21 protein-coding genes and 1 other annotated feature are annotated in these 25,381 nt (G+C 36.4%); of the genes, 8 read left to right on the forward strand and 13 right to left on the reverse strand.

The genetic code is table 11. The features are described from left to right. Window positions 1-39 precede the first annotated feature (39 nt). The 4 genes from HBB17_RS11035 to ilvB form a co-directional block, all read right to left on the reverse strand. Complete coding sequence (locus tag HBB17_RS11035; protein WP_167957552.1) at window positions 40-2,409, reverse strand: LuxR C-terminal-related transcriptional regulator; 2,370 nt, start codon at window positions 2,407-2,409, stop codon at window positions 40-42. Between the two features lie 291 nt (window positions 2,410-2,700). Further along, window positions 2,701-4,152 carry a phospholipase D-like domain-containing protein gene (locus HBB17_RS11040; RefSeq protein WP_167957553.1) on the reverse strand — a complete coding sequence of 484 codons (1,452 nt, stop codon included), beginning with the start codon at window positions 4,150-4,152 and terminating at the stop codon, window positions 2,701-2,703. Window positions 4,153-4,288: 136 nt separating this feature from the next. Continuing rightward, a complete protein-coding gene (gene ilvN / locus HBB17_RS11045) occupies window positions 4,289-4,768 on the reverse strand; it encodes an acetolactate synthase small subunit (RefSeq protein WP_167957554.1) in 480 nt (159 codons plus the stop codon). An 11-nt stretch (window positions 4,769-4,779) separates the two neighbouring features. Beyond that, window positions 4,780-6,525 carry a biosynthetic-type acetolactate synthase large subunit gene (gene ilvB / locus HBB17_RS11050; protein WP_167957555.1) on the reverse strand — a complete coding sequence of 582 codons (1,746 nt, stop codon included), beginning with the start codon at window positions 6,523-6,525 and terminating at the stop codon, window positions 4,780-4,782. Window positions 6,526-6,617: 92 nt separating this feature from the next. Then, window positions 6,618-6,887 (reverse strand) — a binding site (T-box leader). 325 nt (window positions 6,888-7,212) lie between these two features. Here ilvB and HBB17_RS11055 point away from each other — a divergent pair. After that, complete coding sequence (locus tag HBB17_RS11055) at window positions 7,213-7,716, forward strand: flavin reductase (RefSeq protein ID WP_207717343.1); 504 nt, start codon at window positions 7,213-7,215, stop codon at window positions 7,714-7,716. A gap of 91 nt (window positions 7,717-7,807) precedes the next feature. Here the strand turns inward: HBB17_RS11055 and HBB17_RS11060 are convergent, their stop codons facing one another. The 7 genes from HBB17_RS11060 to HBB17_RS11090 form a co-directional block, all read right to left on the reverse strand. Beyond that, the gene (locus HBB17_RS11060) at window positions 7,808-8,920 is read right to left on the reverse strand and encodes a DUF3810 domain-containing protein (protein ID WP_167957556.1); all 1,113 of its coding nucleotides are present in this window, start codon (window positions 8,918-8,920) and stop codon (window positions 7,808-7,810) included. A gap of 892 nt (window positions 8,921-9,812) precedes the next feature. Continuing rightward, window positions 9,813-10,709 (reverse strand): sensor histidine kinase, encoded by an 897-nt coding sequence (locus tag HBB17_RS11065; protein ID WP_167957557.1) that lies wholly within the window; start codon window positions 10,707-10,709, stop codon window positions 9,813-9,815. Window positions 10,710-10,756: 47 nt separating this feature from the next. Further along, the gene (locus HBB17_RS11070) at window positions 10,757-11,638 is read right to left on the reverse strand and encodes an ABC transporter permease (protein WP_167957558.1); all 882 of its coding nucleotides are present in this window, start codon (window positions 11,636-11,638) and stop codon (window positions 10,757-10,759) included. Further along, complete coding sequence (locus tag HBB17_RS11075) at window positions 11,631-12,539, reverse strand: ABC transporter ATP-binding protein (RefSeq protein ID WP_167957559.1); 909 nt, start codon at window positions 12,537-12,539, stop codon at window positions 11,631-11,633. The genes HBB17_RS11070 and HBB17_RS11075 overlap by 8 nt, the downstream gene beginning before the upstream one ends. A 118-nt stretch (window positions 12,540-12,657) precedes the next feature. After that, window positions 12,658-13,347 (reverse strand): response regulator transcription factor, encoded by a 690-nt coding sequence (locus tag HBB17_RS11080; RefSeq protein ID WP_167957560.1) that lies wholly within the window; start codon window positions 13,345-13,347, stop codon window positions 12,658-12,660. 76 nt (window positions 13,348-13,423) lie between these two features. After that, window positions 13,424-14,923, reverse strand: coding sequence for a DHH family phosphoesterase (locus HBB17_RS11085; RefSeq protein ID WP_167957561.1), 1,500 nt, complete (start codon window positions 14,921-14,923; stop codon window positions 13,424-13,426). Between the two features lie 92 nt (window positions 14,924-15,015). After that, entirely contained in the window at window positions 15,016-15,456 is a 441-nt protein-coding gene (locus HBB17_RS11090) for an Lrp/AsnC family transcriptional regulator (RefSeq protein ID WP_167957562.1), read from the reverse strand. 179 nt (window positions 15,457-15,635) lie between these two features. On the opposite strand from HBB17_RS11090, the gene HBB17_RS11095 reads away from it, so the two are divergent. Further along, window positions 15,636-16,190, forward strand: coding sequence for a cysteine hydrolase family protein (locus HBB17_RS11095; protein WP_167957563.1), 555 nt, complete (start codon window positions 15,636-15,638; stop codon window positions 16,188-16,190). Between the two features lie 159 nt (window positions 16,191-16,349). Here HBB17_RS11095 and HBB17_RS11100 read toward each other — a convergent pair whose 3' ends face one another. Continuing rightward, window positions 16,350-18,803 carry a glycogen/starch/alpha-glucan phosphorylase gene (locus tag HBB17_RS11100; protein ID WP_167957564.1) on the reverse strand — a complete coding sequence of 818 codons (2,454 nt, stop codon included), beginning with the start codon at window positions 18,801-18,803 and terminating at the stop codon, window positions 16,350-16,352. Between the two features lie 73 nt (window positions 18,804-18,876). After that, window positions 18,877-19,323 carry a MerR family transcriptional regulator gene (locus tag HBB17_RS11105; protein WP_167957565.1) on the reverse strand — a complete coding sequence of 149 codons (447 nt, stop codon included), beginning with the start codon at window positions 19,321-19,323 and terminating at the stop codon, window positions 18,877-18,879. 299 nt (window positions 19,324-19,622) lie between these two features. Here HBB17_RS11105 and HBB17_RS11110 point away from each other — a divergent pair, with 299 nt between their 5' ends. The 6 genes from HBB17_RS11110 to HBB17_RS11135 all read left to right on the forward strand — a co-directional run bounded on the left by HBB17_RS11110 (window position 19,623) and on the right by HBB17_RS11135 (window position 25,372). Then, window positions 19,623-20,900, forward strand: coding sequence for a sensor histidine kinase (locus HBB17_RS11110; RefSeq protein ID WP_167957566.1), 1,278 nt, complete (start codon window positions 19,623-19,625; stop codon window positions 20,898-20,900). Window positions 20,901-21,049: 149 nt separating this feature from the next. Continuing rightward, window positions 21,050-21,751 (forward strand): response regulator, encoded by a 702-nt coding sequence (locus HBB17_RS11115; RefSeq protein WP_167957567.1) that lies wholly within the window; start codon window positions 21,050-21,052, stop codon window positions 21,749-21,751. 244 nt (window positions 21,752-21,995) lie between these two features. After that, window positions 21,996-22,376 (forward strand): hypothetical protein, encoded by a 381-nt coding sequence (locus HBB17_RS11120; protein WP_167957568.1) that lies wholly within the window; start codon window positions 21,996-21,998, stop codon window positions 22,374-22,376. Next, on the forward strand, window positions 22,376-23,467 hold the full coding sequence (locus HBB17_RS11125; RefSeq protein ID WP_167957569.1) for an FtsX-like permease family protein: 1,092 nt from the start codon (window positions 22,376-22,378) through the stop codon (window positions 23,465-23,467). Before HBB17_RS11120 ends, HBB17_RS11125 begins: the two co-directional genes overlap by 1 nt. Window positions 23,468-23,558: 91 nt before the next feature. Then, complete coding sequence (locus HBB17_RS11130; protein ID WP_167957570.1) at window positions 23,559-24,251, forward strand: ABC transporter ATP-binding protein; 693 nt, start codon at window positions 23,559-23,561, stop codon at window positions 24,249-24,251. After that, window positions 24,251-25,372, forward strand: a complete 1,122-nt coding sequence (locus HBB17_RS11135; protein ID WP_167957571.1) for an ABC transporter permease — start codon at window positions 24,251-24,253, stop codon at window positions 25,370-25,372. Before HBB17_RS11130 ends, HBB17_RS11135 begins: the two co-directional genes overlap by 1 nt. The last annotated feature ends 9 nt before the right edge of the window (window positions 25,373-25,381 follow it).

Genomic DNA, 25,381 nt, shown 5'->3' on the forward strand with positions numbered 1-25,381 from the left:
GATAGTCCCTTTCCTTAAGTACGTTATTTTATTATTCCCTTACAGATTTAGTCCTAATTTCACCGCCTCGCGTTCAGCATCTGCTCGATTTTTTACCCCTAGTTTGCGATAAATATTGCGGTTATGGAATTTGATTGTACTAGTCGTACATACACATATATTACAAATCTCTTCTGTACTGGCTCCGCTGCATAGCAATTTTAAGATTCTCTTTTCTGTTTCTGTAAGTGGTTCCTTTAACATGGATTCCTCTTTCAGATAGTCAGGGTACCATACGGCCATTTGGCTTACTTCATTTTTCAAACGCTTCAAATAATCCTTTTTTATTGCAGGATCTGTTACTTTATCAAGTAACGGTTTTACTGCAGCTCCCTCTTTGACAATCACCTTTATAAAATGATATCGTTGGGCTTTCATAAGTGCACCCATAAATGTATCCAACCAACTCTGTTCTCCCATACGATACAAAATAATTGCTTTTAAGACCTGATTTTCCATCCAGTAATAATGTCTTTCGTACTGTGTAAAGTAAACATCTAGCCGCTCAATAAGACTTAATGCTTCCTCTTTTCTCCCCAAGGAGATCAGTGCTCGCACTTTATTAATATAATGGTATCGGTCTAAGATGCAAAATGCAATTTTCTCATCTGGTGCAGTATTAATCCATACTTTTGCTTCTTGTGTATTTCCTTTCATCAATTCCAACCACATATGAAAGGTAGCAATATTAGGAAGTAACTGTTCTGCTTTCTCAATCTTGACTTTTTCCATAAAAGACTGTAGTAGATTCTCTCCAATAGAAAGTTGTCCATTTGCTAGATGTTCTTGAATCATCAACCCCAGCGCTGCAAAACACATCTCTATCTTTCCGCTAGTATCGGACATCATATAGCCCGTGTTCAGCCTTGTCATGATTTCGTAACTTGGCATTGTTCCTTTTTCAAATCCACTCTCCGCCAAACTAATATTCACAAGCCCCACACCATATTCTCCAAGGACCAATTCAATTGGGTACTTCAACAGAATCGCTAATTCTTTATCACTTTTGCTCCACTCACAAAAATCCAATCCACCATTCATAATGGAAGGCATATTGCTTGTTACTGAGAATTCAGGCAGTCTGACACCTTTGTTTTTCATCATAACTGCTGCATTCATAAGGATCTTAACCATACCATGAATTCCCCGATGTGGCAATGCAATGTTTAGATAGGCTATTTGAACTTTTGCCTCTTTTTGTTTTGTACTTCCCTTTTCTGCGTTTTTTTCATAGTCTTCTAAGATTTCAAACCATTCTTCTGATTTATCCTTTTGTAATGTTAGTGAATATAGCATACACAAACCACTTATTAATATAGGTGATTTCATTACCGTCTCTTTAGGTAATGATAGATAATACTCCCTCGTTTCAAAAAAATGTGCTGTTCCAGGATGTTTCATTGCATTTTGAATCAGCAAAGATGAAATCTTATCCTCTGCTCCAACTTGTTTATAACAGTACAGTGCATCTTCAATATGATTATGTAATTGATAATATAACGCTGCTCGCTCATAATTCTCTTTTTTTTCTTTTTCCGAATATACCATGTTCTGTTTCCATTTTAAGTATAACCGGAGTGGTTTTCTATACATGTAATTCTTCTCATCTAACTTTGTTAAAAAAGTTCCTACTTCCATTGCCTTCTCAAAAAGCAAGGGAATACGATTATTTCCTGTAATTGTCTCAGCCATCTCCACTGTAAAAGTCTCGTACTGGCATAGTGCTAGTAATACTTGACGCATCTCCTCGTCCCACTTATCGTAGAATGCAATATCATAATAATGAAATAGATCCAATCTAGTTGCCTCGAGAATTACTTGGTTATAAAGTTCTCCTCCTGCCAAATGACTGGCTACAAAGATCATACTGAGTGGATGTCCTAAAACGTCTTCCATAATTTGTTTAGTCTGCTCCTGTGGTAACTCAATGCCTCTACTCTCTAGAAAGGTTTTCATCTCTGTATTGGTAAAAGCTAAATCTCTCTCATCTGCTAGTAAAAAATGGTTCTCTACTGACGTAACTTGTAGCCAGGAAGGAACCTTACTTCTTCCTATAAGAATGATCTGCTTCCTACTCTTACGGATTATATTCCTTATGTATTCCTTTGAATACGGATCTGTTATCCATGAGATATCATCAATCACGATCGTTTTTTGTGCAATCTCTTTCATATCTGGCATTTCAGATAAAGATCCAGAACTTCCACTTAACAGCAGATACGTTTTTTTTCGGAGGTAGTAACCTACTGCCGCAGTTTTTCCAAATCCAACAGCGCCTGATATATATATTACTCTATGCGAATTCTCTGCTTCCTTCAACTTTTTATAAATTGCTGAAACTTTAATATATTCTGAATCCAGTGACGTCACCCCCCTCTTTTCGTTCCCCTCACTATTTCTCTATTTACATTTTATCACTGTATTTGGTATTTGTGAACTAATCCCAAGTATAGCATTTTAAAATTTAAATAAATATGTAATAAATTGTTACTGATAATATTTAATTAAAACCCTCTCCTCTCTAATTTATAATCAAAAGAAAGGAACCATACACAAATCTCTTTTCCACTTGCATATGGTTCCCTAATGTTTAATTCTAAACCTTACCTCTTGTTATATACACAATCCGTACTTCACGGGTACATATGCATCGTTCTTTGACTAGAATAAGTATCGTATAATCTGAAAAACAACACTTGTCACACGAAAAGCAATCTTCTTCCACCATGGTATCTCTGGAAGAGTAACATCCTGCCCAGCTACATAATTCCCATCACTGTCCAATTCATAGGACTGCTCTTTCATGTCTCTCATTACCTTTTCTAATTGTGCATTAAATTCTTTCCCATGAATCACTAGCATGGTTTCCGTATCCAGATAGACACTTCTCATATCAAAATTATAAGAACCGATAATGGAAAGATCATCGTCGATCAATACAGATTTGTCATGCATAGAATGTTCTCCTGCAAACTCATAAATCGTTGCACCAGTATTCAGGACATCCTGTTTATTAAACAGATAATCAGAAGAAGCCACATAATTATCTCCAACTTCAACTGCATTTAATAATATCTCATATTCCATTCGTTTTTCTTTTAGTTTGGCTAGATCGTTCTCCATCGCTTTATTCATAACCACATAAGGAGATTGGATCCAAATCCGATTTTCCGCTTTCTGCATCAGTTCATTGATCTGGTACCAGATATACGGTTCCTTTGACATAATATGAATTGGATTGGTAATCAAAGTGATTTTATTGGTCTCTACCGTTTTTCCAATAAAGTCCACATCTCCTGTCATTAATGCTTCTCTCTCTGACAATAAGGTATCGTAGACCGTTTCATACATCTTGACCGCATCGTTTACTTTTCCTTTCTTGGTCCATGGAATCTTGTTGAATACAACTTCACTCTCCTTAGCATTCCACAATGTAGTGAAATACGCTTCCACTTCATGAATCACGCTTTCTCCTGATTTCTCTGTTCCCGCTGCTGTATTATACACAAACACATCACGGTCATAACTCAATACATTGGTATTGTAAGTCCCAAGAAAATAGTTTGAAGTATTTCTTCCTCCAAGTAACAACATACGATCATCAACGATCACGTACTTGTCATGCAGTCTTCCATTAAAAGTCCAAGGACGAAGCGGATCAAAATTATTGTAGTATTTGATCGTTACATTCGGAAGTTTTGCCAATGCATAATACATCGGATCTTTCTTCATATCTCTTCCTGCAGATAAGCCATCTGCAATGATCTGCACTTCCACGCCACGTTTTGCTGCTGCATACACCGTAGCAAAAATCTCTTGGCAACTTCGATCTGTTTTAAAGGAGAAGGACGACAAGATAATTTTATCTTTTGCTTCATTCAACATCCACAAACGTATATCCAATGCTTCCTTGCTGTCTTCAATAATAGACGCACGATCCACAGATACCCCATCACCATAAAAACGATCAACATTCAACTCTTCCTTTGCTGATTCACTTACTTCCTTCTGTTGTACAAAAGGCAATGTCATACCTAAAACGAGATATACAATAAAGATAAGCGAAAGAGTTACAATTGTTTTCGTGACTTGTTTCCTATTACACGTTATCATGTTCCTGTCCTTTCCTACCCAATTTCAATTGATTCGATCGTCAAACGCCTTCCACAAAACTTTCTTTCGTTAATTTGCGCAACCATTAACTTCCCTTATGTAATGCCAGACATCGTTTAATGAGCAACTACCTTTATTATAGCGTTTCAATTGCTACATTACCACCCCTTACAACTTGGACTTTGGGGAATTTCTTCATCAATTCCACGATATCATTGTTCTTCTCCTCTGTATTCAGAGATTCAATAATTAAACCATGGGTATTATAATCCACAATTTTTGCCTCAAACACACTGGCAATCTGCAAGATTTCACTTCTTACTGCTTTATTGCACTCTTTTACTTTGATGTAAAGCAATTCTTTCTTCACCATCGGAATATCCGTTAGGTCAATTACTTTGATAATATCCACCATACGATTCAACTGTTTCTTAATCTGTTCAAATACTTCATCGTTGCAATTTGCTCCAATGGTTATTCTCGATACTGTAGGGTCTTCTGTTGTTCCAACCGTAAGACTTTCCATGTTATACCCTTTTCCAGAGAATAACCCAGCAATCTTTGCTAATACACCCACATTATTCTCCACATATAATGCAATCCATCTCTTCTTCATACAGATTCCTCCTATATATCCAGTATCATATCACTTAATGCATTACCTGAACGCACCATTGGCAATACAATAAAATCACTATCAATCATACATTCGATAATGGTTGGTCGTTTGGTCTCCTGCATTGCTTCCTGCAATGCAACTCCTAGTTCCTCCTGATTCCACACCCGTTTTCCAGAAGCATCATAACTCTCCGCTAACTTTACGAAATCTGGCGAATAAGGAGGACATGCCTTTTTTCCTTCTCTACAAGCATAGTTACAACTCTTTCGATAACGAAGACAGGTTGCTGAATAATGTTTGTTATAAAATAGTTGCTGCATCTGCCGTACCATACCTAAATAACTATTATTCACGAGCAGGATAATAATAGGAAGTTCCTGTGCAACCGCTGTTGCCATCTCCTGTATATTCATCTGCATTCCACCATCCCCTGTAATACAGATGACTGTTTTCTCTGGATTTCCAAGTTTCGATCCAATGGCTGCTGGCAAACCAAATCCCATTGTCCCTAGTCCTCCTGAGGTAACCAATTTCTTCGTTGCGTCCATATGTAAATTTTGTGTCGTCCACATCTGATGCTGCCCTACATCCGTTACAATTACGGTATCCTTGTCTTTAATAGCCTGATTTACCTGCCACAAGATTTGTTGTGGTGTCAACCCTTTAAAGTCTTCAACCGGCGCATCGATTGGGTATTTTGCATCCCATTTTTGAATCTCCTGCACCCAATTTGTATAATCATGTAGATCGCTTAAATCACTCTCCAATAAGCTTAAGATTGCATTCTTGGCATCACCTACTATTGGAATATCTACTTTAATATTTCTTGAAATGGAAGCGGTATCTATGTCAACATGAATAATCTTTGCCTTTGTTGCAAATTCACTGATTTTACCTGTTATGCGGTCGTTAAATCGACATCCAATAGAAAATAGAACATCACATTCTTCAATTGCCTTGTTTCCTGCATAACAACCATGCATTCCAACATTTCCTACAAAATATTCATGATCTGTTGGTATAGCACCACGTCCCATGATTGTCGTAACTACTGGAATCTTTGTTATCTCAATCAACTTTGTAAACTCTTTCCCTGCATGTGCAATATTCACTCCACCACCTGCTAAAAACAAGGGTCTTTTTGCCTTCCCTAATAATGTAACTGCCCGTTTAATTTGACCACTATGTACCTGCGTATTTGGTTTATAACTACGAATGTTGACATTCTCAGGATAGGTGTCATCACCTAGTTTCTTCATGATATCAGCTGGAAGGTCGACTAATACAGGACCTGGTTTTCCTGTTCTTGCAATATAGAAGGCTTCTTTGATGATACGCCCCAGATCCTTACGGTCTGTTACCATGACACTATGTTTCGTTATCCCTCTGGTAATTCCAACAATATCAACTTCTTGAAATGCATCGTTTCCAATAACCTGTGTAGGTACCTGACCAGTAAAACATACCAAAGGAACACTGTCGTAGTTTGCCGTAGCAATACCCGTTACCAAATTCGTTGCTCCCGGTCCACTTGTAACAAGACAGACTCCAACACGTCCTGTAGAACGTGCATATCCATCTGCTTCATGGATCAGTGCCTGTTCATGCCTAGGAAGAATCAGTTCGATCTCTTTTTCTCCATATAGTTGATCCAATAAATCCGTAATAAAACCTCCCGGATAAGCAAATAATGTGTCTACTCCTTCCTCCTTTAACGCTTTTACAAATAATTCGGTTCCTTTTATCATAAACATCTACCTCCTATAGTTTTCTAATTACACGATTTCCATGTTTTAGTTAGCGGACTTTCCTATTATATAAAAAAAGCCCTAAGTAAGATAAACTTACTTAGGGCGAATAGACTCCGTGTTACCACCTAATTTCAAAGCGATTGCTTTGCACTCAGTCAATACAAGTTTCTTCTGTTGCGAAACTGATATCGTTTTCCTTTTAACGGTGGAAAGTTCCGATGAAGTTTACTCAAGAATAGTCCTTCTATTCCCTTTCGATTCACAGCTCAAAGGCTACTTCTATACTTCCTTCATGAAGATTCTCACCAACCATCTTCTCTCTTTGCATCGGGTAAGTATATACTCCTCCTCGTCCTTGCTTTTTCAATATGTATAGTTTTATGAAGTAACGTGTTAAAAACTTTATATTGTATTGATTATAATCGACTTTTTATTTGTTTGTCAAGTATCAATTCACATTTTTTCCTGCATCATTACATAACCAATGATGTTATAGATAATTCTTATTTTTTACTCTTTAATTAATTGTGAGAGGCGATCAATCACTGATTCGTGAAAATCAATCACAACAGCATAGAAAATAGACAATTTATTGATATACAACCGTTGTAAAATTCATAGTATATATAGTAAACTAAGATAATGGCATATGCCATATCATGATAAACCACCAATTAAGAAAGGAGTATTATGTCACTTAACGTAATTAAACCAACAGAAATTGATGAAAATACTTGCAAGTTAATCGGCAAGGACTGGATGTTAGTAACTGCTCAAAAAGGGGAGTCTGTGAATACCATGACTGCTTCTTGGGGCGGATTGGGCGTAATGTGGGGAAAAGATGTTGCCTTTGTGGTGATCCGACCACAACGCTATACAAAGGAATTCGTAGATGCTAGTACCCACTTTTCCCTATCCTTCTTCGATAATTCCTATCGAGAGAAATTATCTTACCTAGGGAAAGTATCTGGACGAGACGAAGATAAGATTGCCAAATCCAACTTAACAGTAGCAGATGATCTTGCTGCTCCATACTTTAAAGAAGCAAAATTAGTCCTTGTATGTAAAAAATTATTTAAGCAGCCTCTTGCAGAAAGTAGTTTTCTTGATCCTGCACTCACAGAACGATGGTATCCAAGTAAAGACTATCATGAACTGTATATTGCTGAGATTGAAACTGTATTAAAAAGATAAGAATACTTCTTCTATAAAATGACTAGAGGTTATGAACGAAGCAGCATTCTTCCGTACTATGCTGCTTCAAAAATTAATCGGATTTTTCCCTCTAATTCTTGCTATGCGTTTTCCGATACTGCGCCAATAACAGATCTATCATTTCTCCATAGCTTTGTTCCCCACTGGTTTGGTTGTTTGCTTTCAAATACGCATCATTCAGTTTTGAGGAAACAGAACTTACAAACGCATTATGATAGGTTTTCCAGTATTGGGAATTAGCTATACGGTCTGCTAACACTTCATCGCTGTATTGTTCCCGAATCTGCTTATACAATTCTACATCATGGTCATAAAGCTGACTGGTTGCATAGGACAATGCATCCATTGTACCACTATATTGAAACTCAATGTTATCAGAGTTCATACAGGCAAGATAGGCAATGTAATTTGCCTCATTTTCTCGCATATAGCCTTTTTGATGTGCTAACTCGTGGCACATCGTTGCTGGAATCCCATAATCGGCTACATCAACATTAATGTTTGCTTCCATTGTGATTGTAACGAATAATCCGGTGGTATCTGTATATGACATTGCCCGTGAAGCTAGTACTGGTTTGGGTACACTATAATACCCCGACAAAGACGCATACTGCTTCCCTAACTCCGTCATTGCTTTTTTTGCTTCTTTTGCTGTCTCAAAATCAGACGTTGATAACTGGAATACACCCGCTTCATCTTCACTGGTAATTTGCGCTCGAAGTACATTGGCTTGAGCTGCCAGTTCCTCACACAATCCATACAATTCTTCAATAGAATACGTCTCTACTGTCAATCCGCAAACTCTGCTAAATGGATAACGATAGTAGTTTACCCCGCATAATACCATGAATAGAAAAAATGCGGTACTAACAATACATAATAGATTTAGCACATATCGTGCAAGGTTCTGCTGTCTATCTTCTTTTTCCCGAACTAATTTTCTCACCATACGAAACACAACATAAATCAGTAGAAAGGGACTCAGATAAAGTAAGATTTCGGCAATTGATATGGGAACAAGACCCGTAATGAAACAATATGCTTCTTCAACAACACGGTAGATTCCTCTGGAAAACCAATATTCGGCCACAAAAGGACTCCACCTTACAAGTAATAGAATGAAAAGTCCAAGAGGAAGCAGTAATAATAACCAGATTCTTTTTTTCTTTCTTAATTCTTTCATACTGCCTCTCCTTTCCTATAATTTAATACACGACTTGTAAACTAAAATTTATCTAAAGTAGCGCTTGCTATATTCGTCATAAAAATTGTCTGCATACATTAACATTTAATTTGGCTAATCGAAACCTTAGAATTGCTACAAATTATGAAATGTATATTATACGCTTTCATTATATCGGCCTCGTACTCATTCGTCAAACGCTTCCTTTTCACAGATTTTCAACCTTTGAAAGGTATTATCTTACTACTATTATATCAATAAAGAACTCAACAAATGCTTATGTGCGAGTACGCATTTCATGAAGAGTTTATATACGAGGAAAGTCGGAGGACTTTCCTCGTATATAATAAAAGATATCGATTCTAACTACAGAATCGATATCTTTTATTGACGGCAACAATATTTGCCTACATTATTCATTTGGTTTGATCGGACCATATTGGATAGCTCCTTACTAGATTATTTCTCCTCGTCTGCTCCAACTGTACAATATGTCTTTTTGTTGCATTGCTTAATGTAAGCACCTGCCAAACCAAATAAAGCTGCAATAATAAAAAACTTCTTGAACATAAAAACCCCTCCTTATTATTTATCTTTTTCGTTTACGTTCACAAGAATTACTCAACTTTTTCCATATAACACTGATTAGAATGTCAAACGATATTTTTCCGTTTTGACTTTGTATCATACTATAGTTATAACACGAATTTATTAAGTTTATGCTAGTGTAATAATTAAGATATTATTAAGAGCACGTCTTTTTTTTTAACAACTTATTATGCTTACAAAATCAACATTCTTTCCTTTACACTTTCGCTTTTTTATCATCAGAACAAAGTGTACTTTGTACATTCTCGCGTTAAGAACAGCTTCAAAGTACACTTTGTTCTCCTTACTTTAATGACGGCATCTGAATAATGATAGAAAAACGCTCTCCCTCTAGCTCAGCTTTAATTTCTCCACCCATCTTCTCAATGAATTCTCTAGCAATTGCCAATCCAAGTCCTGTTGATTTTTTCATCTTTGACACATCTGTTGTATAGAATCGTTCAAATATATGGGCAACATCACCTTGTTCAATGCAATCTGTTTCATTGCTAATCTGCAGTTTCACCTGCTCCTCTTCCTCTGTCAAGTTGATCTGAATGTGCTTTTTGCCATATTTAATGGCATTTCCTAATATATTCTCAATTACTCGTATAAATGCGCTGGAATCTCCCTCTACCCAGAAGGCTTTCTCTTCCATCTGAATCTCTGGTTCAATATTGTTTTGAACCAATTCCTCATAGAACATAGAAATCGTATCACATAAAATTCCATTCAAGTCCATTCGTTTCATCTCAAGTGGATATTCGCCCGCTTCCAATCTTGTATATTCAAACAATTGATTCAGCATCTCATTCACAGAACGAATTCGGCTTCCTATAATCTGTAGATACTCTTTCTGCTTTTCCTCATCCAGATCTCCTTTGTTCAACATCTGTATGTATCCAGTTGCTGATGTCAAAGGTGTCCGAAGGTCATGGGAAATGCTTGTTATGGACTGCTTGAAACTATCTTCCTGCTTACGGGTTACATACTCCCGTTTCTTAATTTCCTTTAGTAAGGTATTCATCGCCAATGCTAAACGGCGAAAGCCTCCTTTACGAATGCTGGTTGTCAACTCCATATTCGTCTTATTATCTCGAATGAACTCTATCTGTTTGCGCAAAGATACCACCTGCTTCCGGTCAAGATAGAGCTGAATTAGCAGCAATAACACAAGGACGAATAAAATTACAACAACCATACAGAACTCCTTCCTAATCAATCATACGGAATATTCACGCAAATACCTTACTTCACATCAGCCCTTTTGAATACAAAGCACCCGATTGTGGTACATACTAACAAATAACCAATAAAGATTATTACCATATGCCCCATATCGTTATGGTCAATAACACGTACAATTGCATCTGTAATTTGAATCTTTGAAAATGGAATATCCCAGGTTCTCTCCATTGTCGATAATATATCTGGTATTAAACAAATCAAAATCAGGTTTAATACGACGGACATCTCCACATTACGAAGTACCATTACAATCATAACAAATAATACTGTAAATGCCAGATACCCCAATAAACTACCCAGTATTACATTCCAAGCTCCTGTTAAATCCGAACCGCTTAAATTGTTAAACTTGCCACTAATAATTGTACCAAGTATAAATGCAAATATCTCAGCTACCAAAAGCATAATGGTTGCAGCAATACTACTCACAATTACTTTCGTCACAACAATTGCTTCCCTCTTATATCCTCTTGAAACCATACTCTTTATCGTTCGTTCTTTAAATTCACTACCTACTAATATTGCTATCAGAATTCCGATCATGGTGACCATGAATCCGGATTCTCCCATTAACCCACTTGCAAATTGGAAACCACTTTGTAAAAACTCTTCTCCTGTTTCTACTGTTGGATCAACCTTTATTTGAATTCCATCCGCCTGATCCTCTGTATTTTCAACAACTTGTACATTGTTCTGCTGTGTATCCTTCTCTGCATTATCTGCATCTGATTCCATCATCTCTTTTCTCAACTCAGGCGAATGATCCAATGAGTAAAATGCAGCTCCAACAATTCCAACAATAATCACTAAGACAATGGTACAAACATATAATACTTTTGTATGAAACAATTTATATAAATCCGCACGAAGTAAATTAATCATGATTTTTTCCCTCCATCAATTCTACGAAATATCCTTCCAAATCCTGTCCTACTAATGAGATGCTCTCTACTGTTACACCACTTAGTACCAGTTTTCGATTTATCTCACCAGAACAATCAATTGGATCAAAAACACGTATAATATTTTCCGGAAGTACATCATACTCTACTGTTTGGAAGTTCTCTTCTAAGATCATGCTTGCCTTTTTCGTATCATCTACTTTGATCTTCAGACAACGTTTGCATCGCTCTTCTAATTCCTGTTTTGTATATTCCTCTACTAAAATGCCATTATTAATAATTCCATAGACAGTAGCAATCTTGGATAATTCACCTAAAATATGACTGGATATTAAGATGGTAATTCCCTGTTTATTCAAACGTAACAGCAATTCCCTCATCTCTTTAATACCAAATGGGTCCAATCCATTGGTAGGTTCATCAAGCATTAGAAAATCTGGATTTCCTAATAAAGCAATGGCTATGGCTAATCGTTGCTTCATTCCTAAAGAAAAGTTTTTACTTTTTTTCCTCTTCGTATCTTCCAGTCCTACTAGCTTTAGAACCTGATCAACTGCATCTTTCTCTGGTATCCCATAAAGCTTTACATAGTATTCTAAGTTTTGTTTTGCTGTCATATTAGGGTAAAGTGCAGGATTTTCAATAGTCGTTCCGATCCTCTTACGTTGTTTATCCAAATCATTGCTTTCAAAAAGTTTGATCTCTCCTTGGGTTGGATGGGCTAACCCTGCTACCATTCGAATTAACGTAGTCTTACCCGCACCATTCTTACCGATAAATCCATAGATATCTCCCTTTTTGATGGTCATATTTACATGATCCACAACACTTTTTCCGCCATAGATCTTTGTTAAATTATTTGTCTGTAATATATACTCCATTGTTCTCCTCCTATACTTTCTCTCATTAACCATCCATTTAATCTCTTTGATATAACTACTATACCAATAGAATATTTAGTTACATTTTGCAAATCATAAAGAAAGTATTAAGGATTTCCTATTCCTCTACTTGCATCTTAAATCCAATCCCCCATACCGTTTGTATGTATTTTTGATCTGGATTTCCTTTTGCAAGCTTGGAACGAATATTACAGATATGAACATTCACTGCATTCTCCTCGCCCATGAAATCTTCTTCCCAAACCGATTCATAGATATTATTCTTGGTAAATACCTTCTTCGGATTGCTCATAAGCAAGTGCAGCAAATTATACTCAAATTTTGTTAATGGTATTGCTGTTTCATTAACTGTACATGTAAACTCCGTGTCATTCAATACAATATCCTTAAATTGTAATATAGCAGATTCTGCTGTCTTTGTTTTTGTCCCTTTTCTACGTAACACTACCTCGATACGAACCAGTAATTCATCCGTATCAAATGGTTTTGTTATATAATCATCCGCACCATCTTTTAATAAAGAGAGCTTTGTGTTCTTGTCATCTTTTGCTGATATCGCAATAACTGCAAGATCACTATGTTTTCGAATGGATTGCAGCACTTCCTCCCCACTCATTCCAGGGAGCATTAGGTCAAGAAGAACCAAATCAAACGTTTCTTTTTCTAACCAAAATAGTGCTTCTGTCCCTGAGTATGCATTATTTACTTGATACTGCTGTGCTGTTAGGAGTTCCTTCAACATATTCCCTATATCACTATCATCTTCTACAATTAGTATCTTACTCATATTTCCCCTCGTACTTTCCACTTCACTTTTTTATTTTTCCCCTACATCAATCAATTTGTATCCTCCACTAGAATGCTTATGTGATCTCTACATAAGATAAATGGAAGATTTCTTTATCAATCACAAAGATATCGTTCAAATCCTCTTTATTTACTGCAAGGTAATCACCAATATCCCCATACATATAATTGTCTTGCTCCCATGTTGTAAAAACTTTTGTTACTTTTTCAATCTGTTTTGCATATATGATGCTTTCCTTCTTTGCTGTACATGCTTTCGCATGTTGTTCTAAAGAAACAATGGACTCATCAAATAAGTTCTTCACTACCGGCATATATTGTGCAGAAAAATTAATAGTAGCTTCCACTGGTTGGTACATCTCGAAGAAGCGTTCTTCTTCCATTACATATATTTCCCCATATATTCCAATAATGATATAGATTGACCCATCTACAATAAAATCAATATCACCATCAATGGTACGAATCAATACAGGTGTACCCTCTTTCATATGATCCGCAATTCTTATATATCCAATTGGTACCCTTGTCTTACGATACTGCTTTGCTTGTGATAGATCGATGGTATACTGTGATGCATCAATCACCTCAAAGCTATTAAAGTAATGGTTCATTCGTTCTGTAAAATAAGCTTCTAAGTTCATGTTCTCGTACTGTTCTTCAAATAATTGACGTTGTATGAACCCACCTGCCTTTTCATTATGTCCACCACCAGAACCAATAACATCGGTAAGATAGCCTGCCAGTTCACATGCTTTTACTTCCTTGATGCAGCTTCGGACAGATATCTTAATGCCATCCTGTACTTCATTAAAGACAACACAAGTATCAATACTATCCACTTGCAATAAAAAATCACTAATCAAACCAAGGATATTGGGATCACATGGTTTTACTTTGATTACTGCAAAACGATATCTTTCATTGTAGATATAACGCAACAATGCCAAACCTGCAATTTCCAGTTCATCTCTTGATATATTAGAATTACGTAAATTAAGGATTGTCGCTTGTTCATAATGCAACGCATCTCGCATATCTCGATCCAATGGATGAAAGATTTCTGCTAATTGTCCAGTGTCTGTATACAATCCATAAAATAAGGCTGTAGCAATCTTCACATCCTGATTGACATCAAACCCTTCATTTTGTAGCAACTGCCATACCAGGGTAGAACAGCACCCCAAATAACTTCTTACTTCCATATGTTCATAAGCATTTGCATCAATCTCTAACTGATGATGATCAATAATTGCCACTTCTTGTGCTTCGTGTTTTGTCACATTTCCCGTTCCGTATTGACAATCCACCGTGATTAATAGTTCTGCTTGTAATGGCATTTTTACGTATTCAATTGGTATACTTAATTTTTCAACCATTAAGAGTAAATTACTCTTTTGGATCCGATAACGGCCACTGTAGATTAATCGCACGTTCTTTCCCATTGATTGAAAATAGCAATATAATGCATATCCCGATGCCAAACTATCTGCATCAGGATTATCATGACTTTGTATAATTATATTTTGATGGTTTAAAAGATCTTTTAAGCGCATTTGATTCCTTTCACCTGCTTCTTTATTTTTCGATCCATCATTGATGAGATTTTTAATACTCTTTTTTCTCTATGTATTGCAAATATTTCCGCCTAAACCTCTTTAACTTGTTCGATTGATTGGCTTATCTGATAGTTTCCATACTGCAATATCTCATCTAGTAATGTAGCCAAGGTTTGTTGATCATAGGTTCTCACCTTAAGTAGATAGCATCCTTCTCCGCTTATCCTGTGTATCTCGAGCACTTCTTCTTTATCCTGTAGTAGTTTTCTAAACTTTATATGTTCCGTAGATTTCATATAAACGCGAATAAATGATATTGTGTAATCACCGTATATTTGTTCATTTATATGAATGGTATATCTCTGAATGATATTATTTTTTTGTAAAAAAGCAATTCTTTTTGAAACAGCTTGCCCTGTCATATGAACCTCTTCCCCAATCTGATTCATTGACATCTTTGCGTCCTTCTTTAATAATTGTAGGATTTGATAATCCACACTATCTAGTTGTCTCTCTCCATATTGTTTCATTCATCAACTCATCTCCCCCTTTTTGTTTCTCCTATCAAATTACTTTCCCTTTATAATAATACTAGAGGGTTGCATTAAACTACCTTTTCGTGGCAATCCTAAGGAACCCTGAGGTTACGATACATTTGACCTCTATATCTTACACTAAGTATATCAAATAAATAGGAGGTTTTACAACTATGAAAACAAGCAAAAAAAGAGTTTTACTAATAATTGACGTACAATATGAATATCTTGATGGTGGACTACCAATTGTTGATTCTGATCAAAGTCTTCCACGTATTCATCAATCCATACAAATTGCAAAGGAACACGATATTCCTGTTGTATTAATCCAACACCTTTGCCCTCCTGGTCAGCTCTTTGGTGAAGGCGGACATACTGCTGATCTTGAGGAAACACTTCTCACATTACCACACGACCAAATTATTCAAAAGAGAAAGCCAAGTAGCTTCAGCGATACTACTTTGGAATCTTATCTTAAAGAAATCGGTTGTGATACGGTTGTCATCGCTGGTTATATGACTCATATGTGTTGTGATTCAACAGCAAGAGATGCTTATCATATGGGATATGATGTTGAGTTTTTAAGTGATGCTACTGGAACCATTAATTTAACATCTCCACAAGGAACTGTTGATGCTCATTTACTTCATGATACTGTACTTGCTATACAATCTTCTATGTTTAGTACTGTATTAAGCGTTGACGAATGGAAGAATTCATTAGAATAAGAGCTAACCATATATCTACATAACTAGAAAGAGACAATCAAGCATTCATGATTGATCAAGTACAGACACATGGTGTCTAACTGTGATAATCACAAATGACTGATTGTCTCTTTTGCTATTGCTGTAATCCTAATTTCTAGTGGTTTGCTTTATATAATTTTATACTTCAACCGTAACTTTTTCTAAATTCCAGATTTCTTTTGCATATTCCTCGATTGTACGATCAGATGTAAACTTACCAGAACTAGCAACATTTAAAATTGCAGATTTTGCCCATCTTGTCTGATCACGATATGCTTCCTCAACACGTTTCTGTGCTGCTTCATAAGAACGGAAGTCTTTTAAGATAAAGTATTGATCAGCACGTTCTCCGCCATTGCTGTCCAGTAGAGAATTATAGATTTCTCTAAATAATTCTGGATTTTCTGGTGAATAATATCCATTTACCAACTGTGTCAATACCGTACGGATATCCTGATCGATATTATAGATTTCTCTTGGATTATAACCACCATTTTGTTCAAAATGAATAACCTCGTCAGAAGATAATCCAAAGATAAATGCATTCTCTTCGCCTACTTCTTCAACGATTTCCACATTTGCACCGTCCATTGTTCCAAGTGTCAATGCACCATTTAACATAAATTTCATATTACCAGTACCTGATGCTTCCTTACTAGCTGTAGAAATCTGCTCAGAAACATCAGCAGCTGCAAAGATCATCTCTGCATTGGATACACGGTAATTCTCAATGAACACAACTTTCAATTTATTTTGAATGGATTTGTCGTTATTGATCACGTCACCAACACTATTAATCAATTTAATAATTGCCTTAGCTCTACGATATCCAGCCGATGCTTTTGCACCAAAGATAAATGTTCTTGGATAGAAATCCATCTCTGGATTTTTCTTTAACTGGTTGTACAGATGCATAACATGCAAAATGTTCAATAACTGTCTCTTATATTCATGAAGTCTCTTAACCTGAACATCAAAGATGGATCTTGGATCCACTTCAATTCCATTATGTTCTTTAATATAGGCGGCAAGACGTACCTTGTTCTGGTATTTGATCTGCATAAACTCTTTTTGACACTTCATATCGTCCGCATAGATCTTTAATTCACTGATGTGTGGAAGATTTGTAATCCAGTCATCACCAATCTTACTGGTTACCCAATCTGCTAACAATGGATTACCATGTAATAAGAATCTTCTCTGTGTAATACCATTGGTCTTATTATTGAATTTTTGTGGCATCATTTCATAGAAATCTTTTAACTGTTGATTTTTTAAGATTTCTGTATGCAAGCGTGCAACACCATTAACAGAAAAACTTGCAACAATTGCTAGATGTGCCATCTTCACCTGACCATCATAGATGATTGCCATCTTTTCAATCTTCTTATAATCGTTTGGATATTTGGCTTGGATATCCAGAATAAAACGACGATTGATTTCTTCTACGATCTGGTAAATACGTGGCAACAATCTAGAGAATAACTCAAGTGGCCATTTTTCCAATGCTTCTGACATGATCGTATGGTTTGTATAGGCGCAAGTCTTTGTTGTAATATCCCAAGCCTCATCCCATGATAAGAAATAATCATCCATCAGAATTCTCATTAATTCTGCAACTGTAACTGTTGGATGGGTATCATTTAGCTGGAAGCATACTTTTTCATAGATCTTCTTAATATCCGTATGGTTTTCCATGTATTTGCTAACTGCTCTTTGTATACTCGCAGAAACAAAGAAATATTGTTGTTTTAGACGTAATTCTTTTCCTGCATAATGATTATCATTTGGATAAAGCACTTCACAAATCGTACGAGCCAGATTTTGTTGTTCAACTGCTTTTTGATAATCTCCTTTGTCGAAGGAATCTAAGTTGAATGTATTAATAGCTTCCGCATCCCAGATACGAAGGGTATTTACCACGTTATTGCCATATCCTACAATTGGTAAGTCATATGGTACTGCTAATACAGACTGGTAGTTTTCCTGTACAAAATGTTCCCTGCCTTTATCATCTTTTGTTATACGAACATATCCGCCGAATTTAACCTCTACTGCATACTCTGCTCGTTTCATCTCGAATGGGTTACCATCTTTTAACCAATTATCTGGTACTTCTACCTGATAACCATTTTCAATCTTTTGTTCAAACATACCGTATTTATAGCGGATTCCACAACCGTAAGCAGGATAACCCAATGTGGATAAAGAATCTAAGAAACAGGCTGCTAAACGCCCCAAACCACCATTACCAAGCGCTGGATCTGGTTCTTGATCTTCGATCACATTCAGATCAATTCCCAATTCATCCAAAGCATCTTTTACTACTTTATTGGCTCTCATATTGATAATATTGTTTCCAAGTGCTCTTCCCATTAGGAATTCCATGGACAAATAGTATACGGTCTTTACATCTTTTTCCTCATACTCTTTGTGCGTTGCAATCCACTGATCAATAATCAGGTCTTTTACTGAATAGGATACTGCCTGAAACAATTGTTGTTGCGTTGCTTCTTTAATTGATTTACGAAATAGTACTTTCTTATAATCTTCGATACTTTTCTTAAAATCTTCTTTGTTAATATTCTGCATACGATTTCCTCCAAGCCTTTATTTATTTCATTGATATTACCATTTTCCAATGGAAATACTATCATTGGTTACATTACTTATTATCACGATTCAAGTATCTCATCTTTCCTGTAACTTGCTTATCGGGGCTATCTCCAACCTCATTATAGGCAACGGTCGTACTCAACTCTTTGATTAAAGTGGCTGCACAGGATTTACAGAATCGTCCAGAACAGATATTGGTTCCACATCTCTCACACTCTAGGTAATAAGAGGATCCCTCCGGAATCTCCAAACGACCTTCCCTTAAATAATTTGTTATCACTTTTTCTTCAACACCTGTTGCCCTAACTACATCAATTATCTTCGATATGCCGTGCTCATAGATATAGTCTTTTACCTTTAGATAATCATCTTCATCAATCTGTTTACAAACTGGACAATATTCATATCCAAATCCATAATACGTAAATGCATGTTTGCATCGTTTACAAGTTTTTAAAGTTGCATTTTTCTCTTCTTTATATGATTGTCCCTTCATAATAATCCCCCCTTCACAGAGCTTTTAACCTTACCTCTATGAACCGTGACTATCTCTTCTCTACACTCTTGCATGCCTTCATGCATTCCTATTATACCGTATATTACCACTTCAGGCAAGTAATGGGTTATTGTTTAAACGATAAATAGATTCTATTGTATTCATTTTTTAAGAATGTAAACTTTCTCATTCTGTGCTATAGTATGATTAACAAATAAAAATGTATATTCTACCTTAACAATTTGCTTATCTATATTTTGGACAATTACAAGAATACCCATTCAAGAAAGGAGCTTTATATGAAATCCATTCAAATAGAAGATCAATATCATCAATATATAGAAATCCCCTTACTTTTATTGAGTTGTCTGCTTATCATAATTAGTCCACTTCAAACGCATACTTCTCTTTCTCTTTATCTTTTATTGCTTGGAGCATATATGCTTTTTCGTTACTATTTTTTGTTTGCAGCTGTCTCCTTTCTTAGTACCCTTATTGTAGGTGGTCTACTTCTGTTTAGCTATATAGCATTATGCTTTACCACTCCTACCTGGTACCTTCCGCTTCTCTCCTTTTTTACATCTTATGTATACTTTTCAAGGAAAAGTCGGTGGGATTGGAATGTTTTTTTATGGACAGCCCTATTTACAATTACATTTCAACAGATTTTATGGTTTTGCAACCCGGATACCTATACACTAGAAGAACATTTGAAGAACACCCTGCTTTCCATTGTTGTACAGATTGCCTTACTAATTGGATTGTACTATATACTACATCATATTAAGCAGTCCATATATATGCAGTCTCTGATCAAGGACCTCTCCTTACATTCTATGAAAGAACAGAATTTGATCAAGCAGTTGGCAATCTCCAAAGATGTGATTGAGCAAAATGCACGTCTTGAAGAACGGGAAGCCATTAGCCGGACCATACATAATTCTGTGGGACATACCATAACAGCTTCCATATTAGCACTTGATGCAGCGGATTTATTATGGGATGTTGCCCCAGACAAGGCACGTGAAAAATACAAAATTGCTGGTACACGCATGCATGATAGTCTCGCTGCTATCCGTCGAGGGGTACGAATTCTTACAGAGGATAATGGTACGATCTCTATGGAAGACTTCTACCATACTTTATCCGAGACCATACAAGAATTCGTCCTTACCTCTTCCCTTAAAGTCCGGCATAACATACAAGCTGATTATATAACAATGCCACAATTAATGATTCCTGCAACCTATGTAGAATTCCTGAATGGTGCAATCTTAGAATCCTTCTCCAATGGTGTTCGACATGGAGGTGCCACCGCTTTTATCGTCATATTAACCGTTATCCCTTCTCCCATCACAAGTTTGGACTTACTCATTGAAGACAACGGTTCACCCTGCTCCCCTTCTACCTGGAATTCTGACAACTTAGAAGGTGGCTTTGGAATTGCCAAGATGCGATCCTTTGTCCAGAAACATGGAGGTACCTTCAAGACCGACCAGGAAGAGGGTTACTCTACTCATTTGAAATTACCAGTCTTACCTGATACAACTGCTATATTAGACAATATGAATCCCTAATTATGAATAATTATCTATGTTTAAAGAATAGGTAAATACTCATTTAATTCATATGATAATTGCCGTGTCAAACGGTCATTTGTTTTATACTTATACGAAAGAACATAATATTAGAACCCTCTATAATCAACATAGAAAAGGAGTGTCCCATGGAACAACCATTACGTATTTTACTTGTAGATGACGAAACGCTGTTACTAGACAGTCTTGAAATCATCTTATCCCTATCACAAAACATGAGTGTCATCGGAAAAGCCCATGATGGGCAACAGGCACTTTCCGTTCTTAAAGAAAGAACAGCAGATCTAGCACTTGTGGATCTGAATATGGAAGGAATGGGTGGTATTGAATTAATCCATCAAATTAAGACAATATACCCCTCTATGAAAGTACTTGTTCTTACCACCTTCTACGATGAGAACAATATACAAAGGGCGATTGCAAATGGTGCAGACGGCTATATTCTAAAAGATTCTGGCAGAGAATCCATGCTTCAAGCAATTGAGCAAATTATGCATGGTCAAAGTGTTCTCGATCAGAAAGTATTACAAACGTTATCCAAACTAATGGCCTCCAAAGGCACTTCCACCATTCCAGTAACTACAGCTCCAACCACTGTAGCGAAAGAGGAACTTTCACAATCAAGTCCGCTTTTAATGGACTTGACCAAACGGGAACGGGAAATATGTTCCATGTTAGCTGAAGGGTACAGCAACTCCCAGATTTCCAAATTTCTTTACTTATCAGAAGGAACCGTAAAAAACTATATGACTTCCATCTATGATAAGACAAATATTCATGATCGGGTTTCCCTTGTTGTCTACCTTCGAGAACTTTTTCACTCACAATAAGCCATGACTTGCGTCATGGTTTTTTTTAAGTAATATGACCACAGCTACTATTCCTTTTTGGCCGATCCTTATATACTAGCAATATAAGGATATCAATTATGAAATTATCCAAAGTAGTACAGAATGATTCAATAGTTGAAATAATAAATAAGAAAGGATTTAATCAATGATTCGACGTGTTCACAAAAAAAAATTCACATTTTTTCTTTCTCTCTGTCTATTGCTATGCATATTAACAGGTTGTATGAAAACATCTCCATCAAAACGGCAAAAAAATGCCTACAATGATGATACCATCGTTGTTGCTGAGAGTGATACCTATTGTTCCAAGGAAATTCTAGGTAAACCTGATACACTTACGTTAACTGATTTTACAGGATGTATCACGATGTTAACGCTCTATATACAAGAGGATACTTCCTATACATTAACATATTCTCAAGATGTCACAAAAGGAAAAGGAAAACTCGTGCTAATTGCTCCCGATGACACCGTACAGATTCTCCCAAAGGCTGGATCTCCTTACGATACCTTTTTATCAAAAGGTACCTACCGAGTAAAATTCGTGGGAACACACACCAATGCTACCGTCACTATTGCTGCAGAAAGGAGCGAGAATAAATAATGAAAGTAGTTGCTTTCGCTTGGAATTACATTAAGAATAACAAACATCATACTGCTGTCCTTTGTATCAGCATCTCCCTCTTTCTTACCCTCCTCTATTGTATGGGATTTATCCTAAGTGGAACATATGATACTTTTCATAATGTTTGCGTTGACCTATCAGATCGAATGGTTTACATATCATCCAATGAGTATGATTCAAGTTCCAGTCCTGCTCAATTAGAAGCAGCTGCAGAAAAATTACGTCAAGACCCCCACGTTGAAGACGCAATGGTCATTGGAACCATGACCGTAAGAGTTACACCAGCTATTGGCGAATATAACTTTTCCTGCCCACTAACCACAGCAGAAAACATAAAAAAAATCATGAAACATATGAATGCCACTCTTATTGAAGGAGATTTTCCCGCAAATGATGGTGACATTATAATTGATGAAAAACTATGCGCGAATCGTGGATACCAATTAGGTGATGAAGTAAAACCTGGTTACCACATTACAGGAATCCTTAAAAGTGATTATTATTTGTGTATGGGTATTAATTTTGAGGTATATGAGAACAATATTCTGCTTTTGTCAAACCAAAAGAATTATGACTATACGGCCTTAACTCATGATCTTTCCTTTCCTCATTCCCTAAAAGATGGTGTTACTGGTCGAAAATCCTACAAGGTGGATATCGTTAATTCCATTGATCCCTCTACCAAACTGATTACCTTTTGTACACTCATTCTATTATCCATCTGCCTTGTTGTTGTTATCAATATGTACATAAAAGATCGACATGAAGAATGGTGCCTGTATGCATCTATTGGGTATTCCACTAGATTCATCTACTTACTTGCATTATGGGAACTACTACTTACCTTTCTCCTTTCCATTGGGATTGCATTCCTATTGATTCTTCTAGGAATGTATACAATCAACCAGCTGGTTTTTGCAGGTTATGGGTTACTTTGCAGTTACTTCCTTCCGGATTCCCTCCTTTCCATGTTGGGATCCCTACTCTTTATACTTGGGATTTGTCAACTGCCCATTGCACATTCCTTGCATGCAGTACAAACCATTGATTGTCTAGAATCTGACAATTAGAGAATGCAAGAGCAAAAGGTCATATTGCATTTCACACAGATATTTTACACACATCTATTACGATACAACCAATATTGAAAGGAGCATTTACATGTTTGATATATCGCAATTAACAATGATCTATGATATGGATAAAGAAGATAAAATCTATGCCATTAATTCTGTGGATCTTAAACTACCTGACCATGGATTAGTCGGGTTCATGGGTCCAAGTGGAAGTGGTAAATCCAGTTTTATGTACTGTCTATCCACACTAAAAACACCGACTTCCGGAGAAATTCAGTATAATTCCCATTCCTTTTCCCAATTAAGTCGCTCCGAACAGGAACTTCTTCGGCGAAAGGAATTCGGATTTGTATTTCAACGACATTTTCTAATTCCTTACATGAGTGCACTGGACAATGTGATTGTCGCTGCTACCGACAAAAAAGAAATTGCTATTTCTCGTGGAATTCAACTATTAGAAGATTTTGGATTGAAAAAATCGGATATGAAGAAACGACCAGGTAAATTATCTGGCGGACAGCGTCAACGGGTTGCCATTGCAAGAGCTTTGATTAATTGCCCCAATGTTTTATTCGCAGATGAACCAACTGCCTCTCTTGATCACACTAGCGCATTTGTTGTAATGGATATTCTAAAAGAGTATGCAAAACAACATTTAGTTCTTGTTATTACACATGATCGCTCCATTCTAAAAGATGCGGATCGAATTATTGAAATTTGGGATGGGAAGATCATTCATGACCAACTTATCTCAGTTGGTAGTAAGGAGGAGAGCTAATGAATCCATTCTCTGCTACGTACTATCTTCACCAGAATAAAAAAAGAGCACTTGCCTTAATCCTTTTGGTTGCCTCTCTTGTTCTTGTATATCTAGGTGGTATCTACATCAACACAATGAAACACTCTGCTGTGCGTTCAAAACAGATATACCGTGATTTTGCTACCATTACACCTGGATACGGATGTACACAGGAAGACTACGATTCTACTGTTTCCTCCATTAAGAATCTTTCCGTTGTCTCTACAACAGTATTGGTCAACATGGAAAGCTATATTCTTACCACGAATGAAATGGGTACATCCCAATGGATTCCTTTGTTGCTCTTTACATCAAAAGAGGATCTGCTGCAATATACCAATTTATTGCACCTGAGTTTTGCTTCTGACCCTACCGAAAAACAGCTTATCATAAGTAGCAGTCTTTCTAAGAATACACAGTTCCAATTAGGTGACCAATTTGATTCAAAATCACACAAGATTAATGGTTTAATCGATACCTATACTGTCTCTTCTATTGTAAAAAATGATTTTCTCTTTGCGCTGTCCTATGACCCTAATGTGGAACCTACCACAACAATGGCACTACGGCAACAGACCACAAATACTTCTTCTGACAAAGAAGCACGCTCTGCTTTTGGCAAAGCACTCTTACCTTACCATAGCGATTCTTTCGTTGTTGTGAACTGCTATGAATCTATTAATGCTAATATTGAGGATGAATTATCCATATACCGTCTGATATATGGTGTTCTTTCCATTCTCATCACCCTTGTATTGGCAATAACAATCGTAGCTACTTTTCTTGGTACTTACCAAAAGAGGAACTATGAATTCTCTGTCTACAAAGCATTAGGCATCTCACGAAAAAAAATACTTTGGAAGGTTTTGAAAGAGGTGTGCTTGATTCATCTCCTTGGTTTATTCCTTTGCTTTCTTATTGGATTTTTGGTTTCCTTCTTTGCAAACCAGTTTTATTATCATACATTGGGACTTCATCTTCGTTATTTTGAATTCCAACCATTTCTACAGACGTTGCTTTGTAGTTTAGGTATCCTGATTCCTGTTATATTATTTCGAATACGAGATTTACGTAAAATTGGGTTACCAGAGGAATCCTAACATGTGTTA

Origin of the sequence: Anaerosporobacter faecicola, assembly GCF_012070565.1 — a bacterium.
Taxonomy (GTDB): domain Bacteria; phylum Bacillota; class Clostridia; order Lachnospirales; family Lachnospiraceae; genus Anaerosporobacter; species Anaerosporobacter faecicola.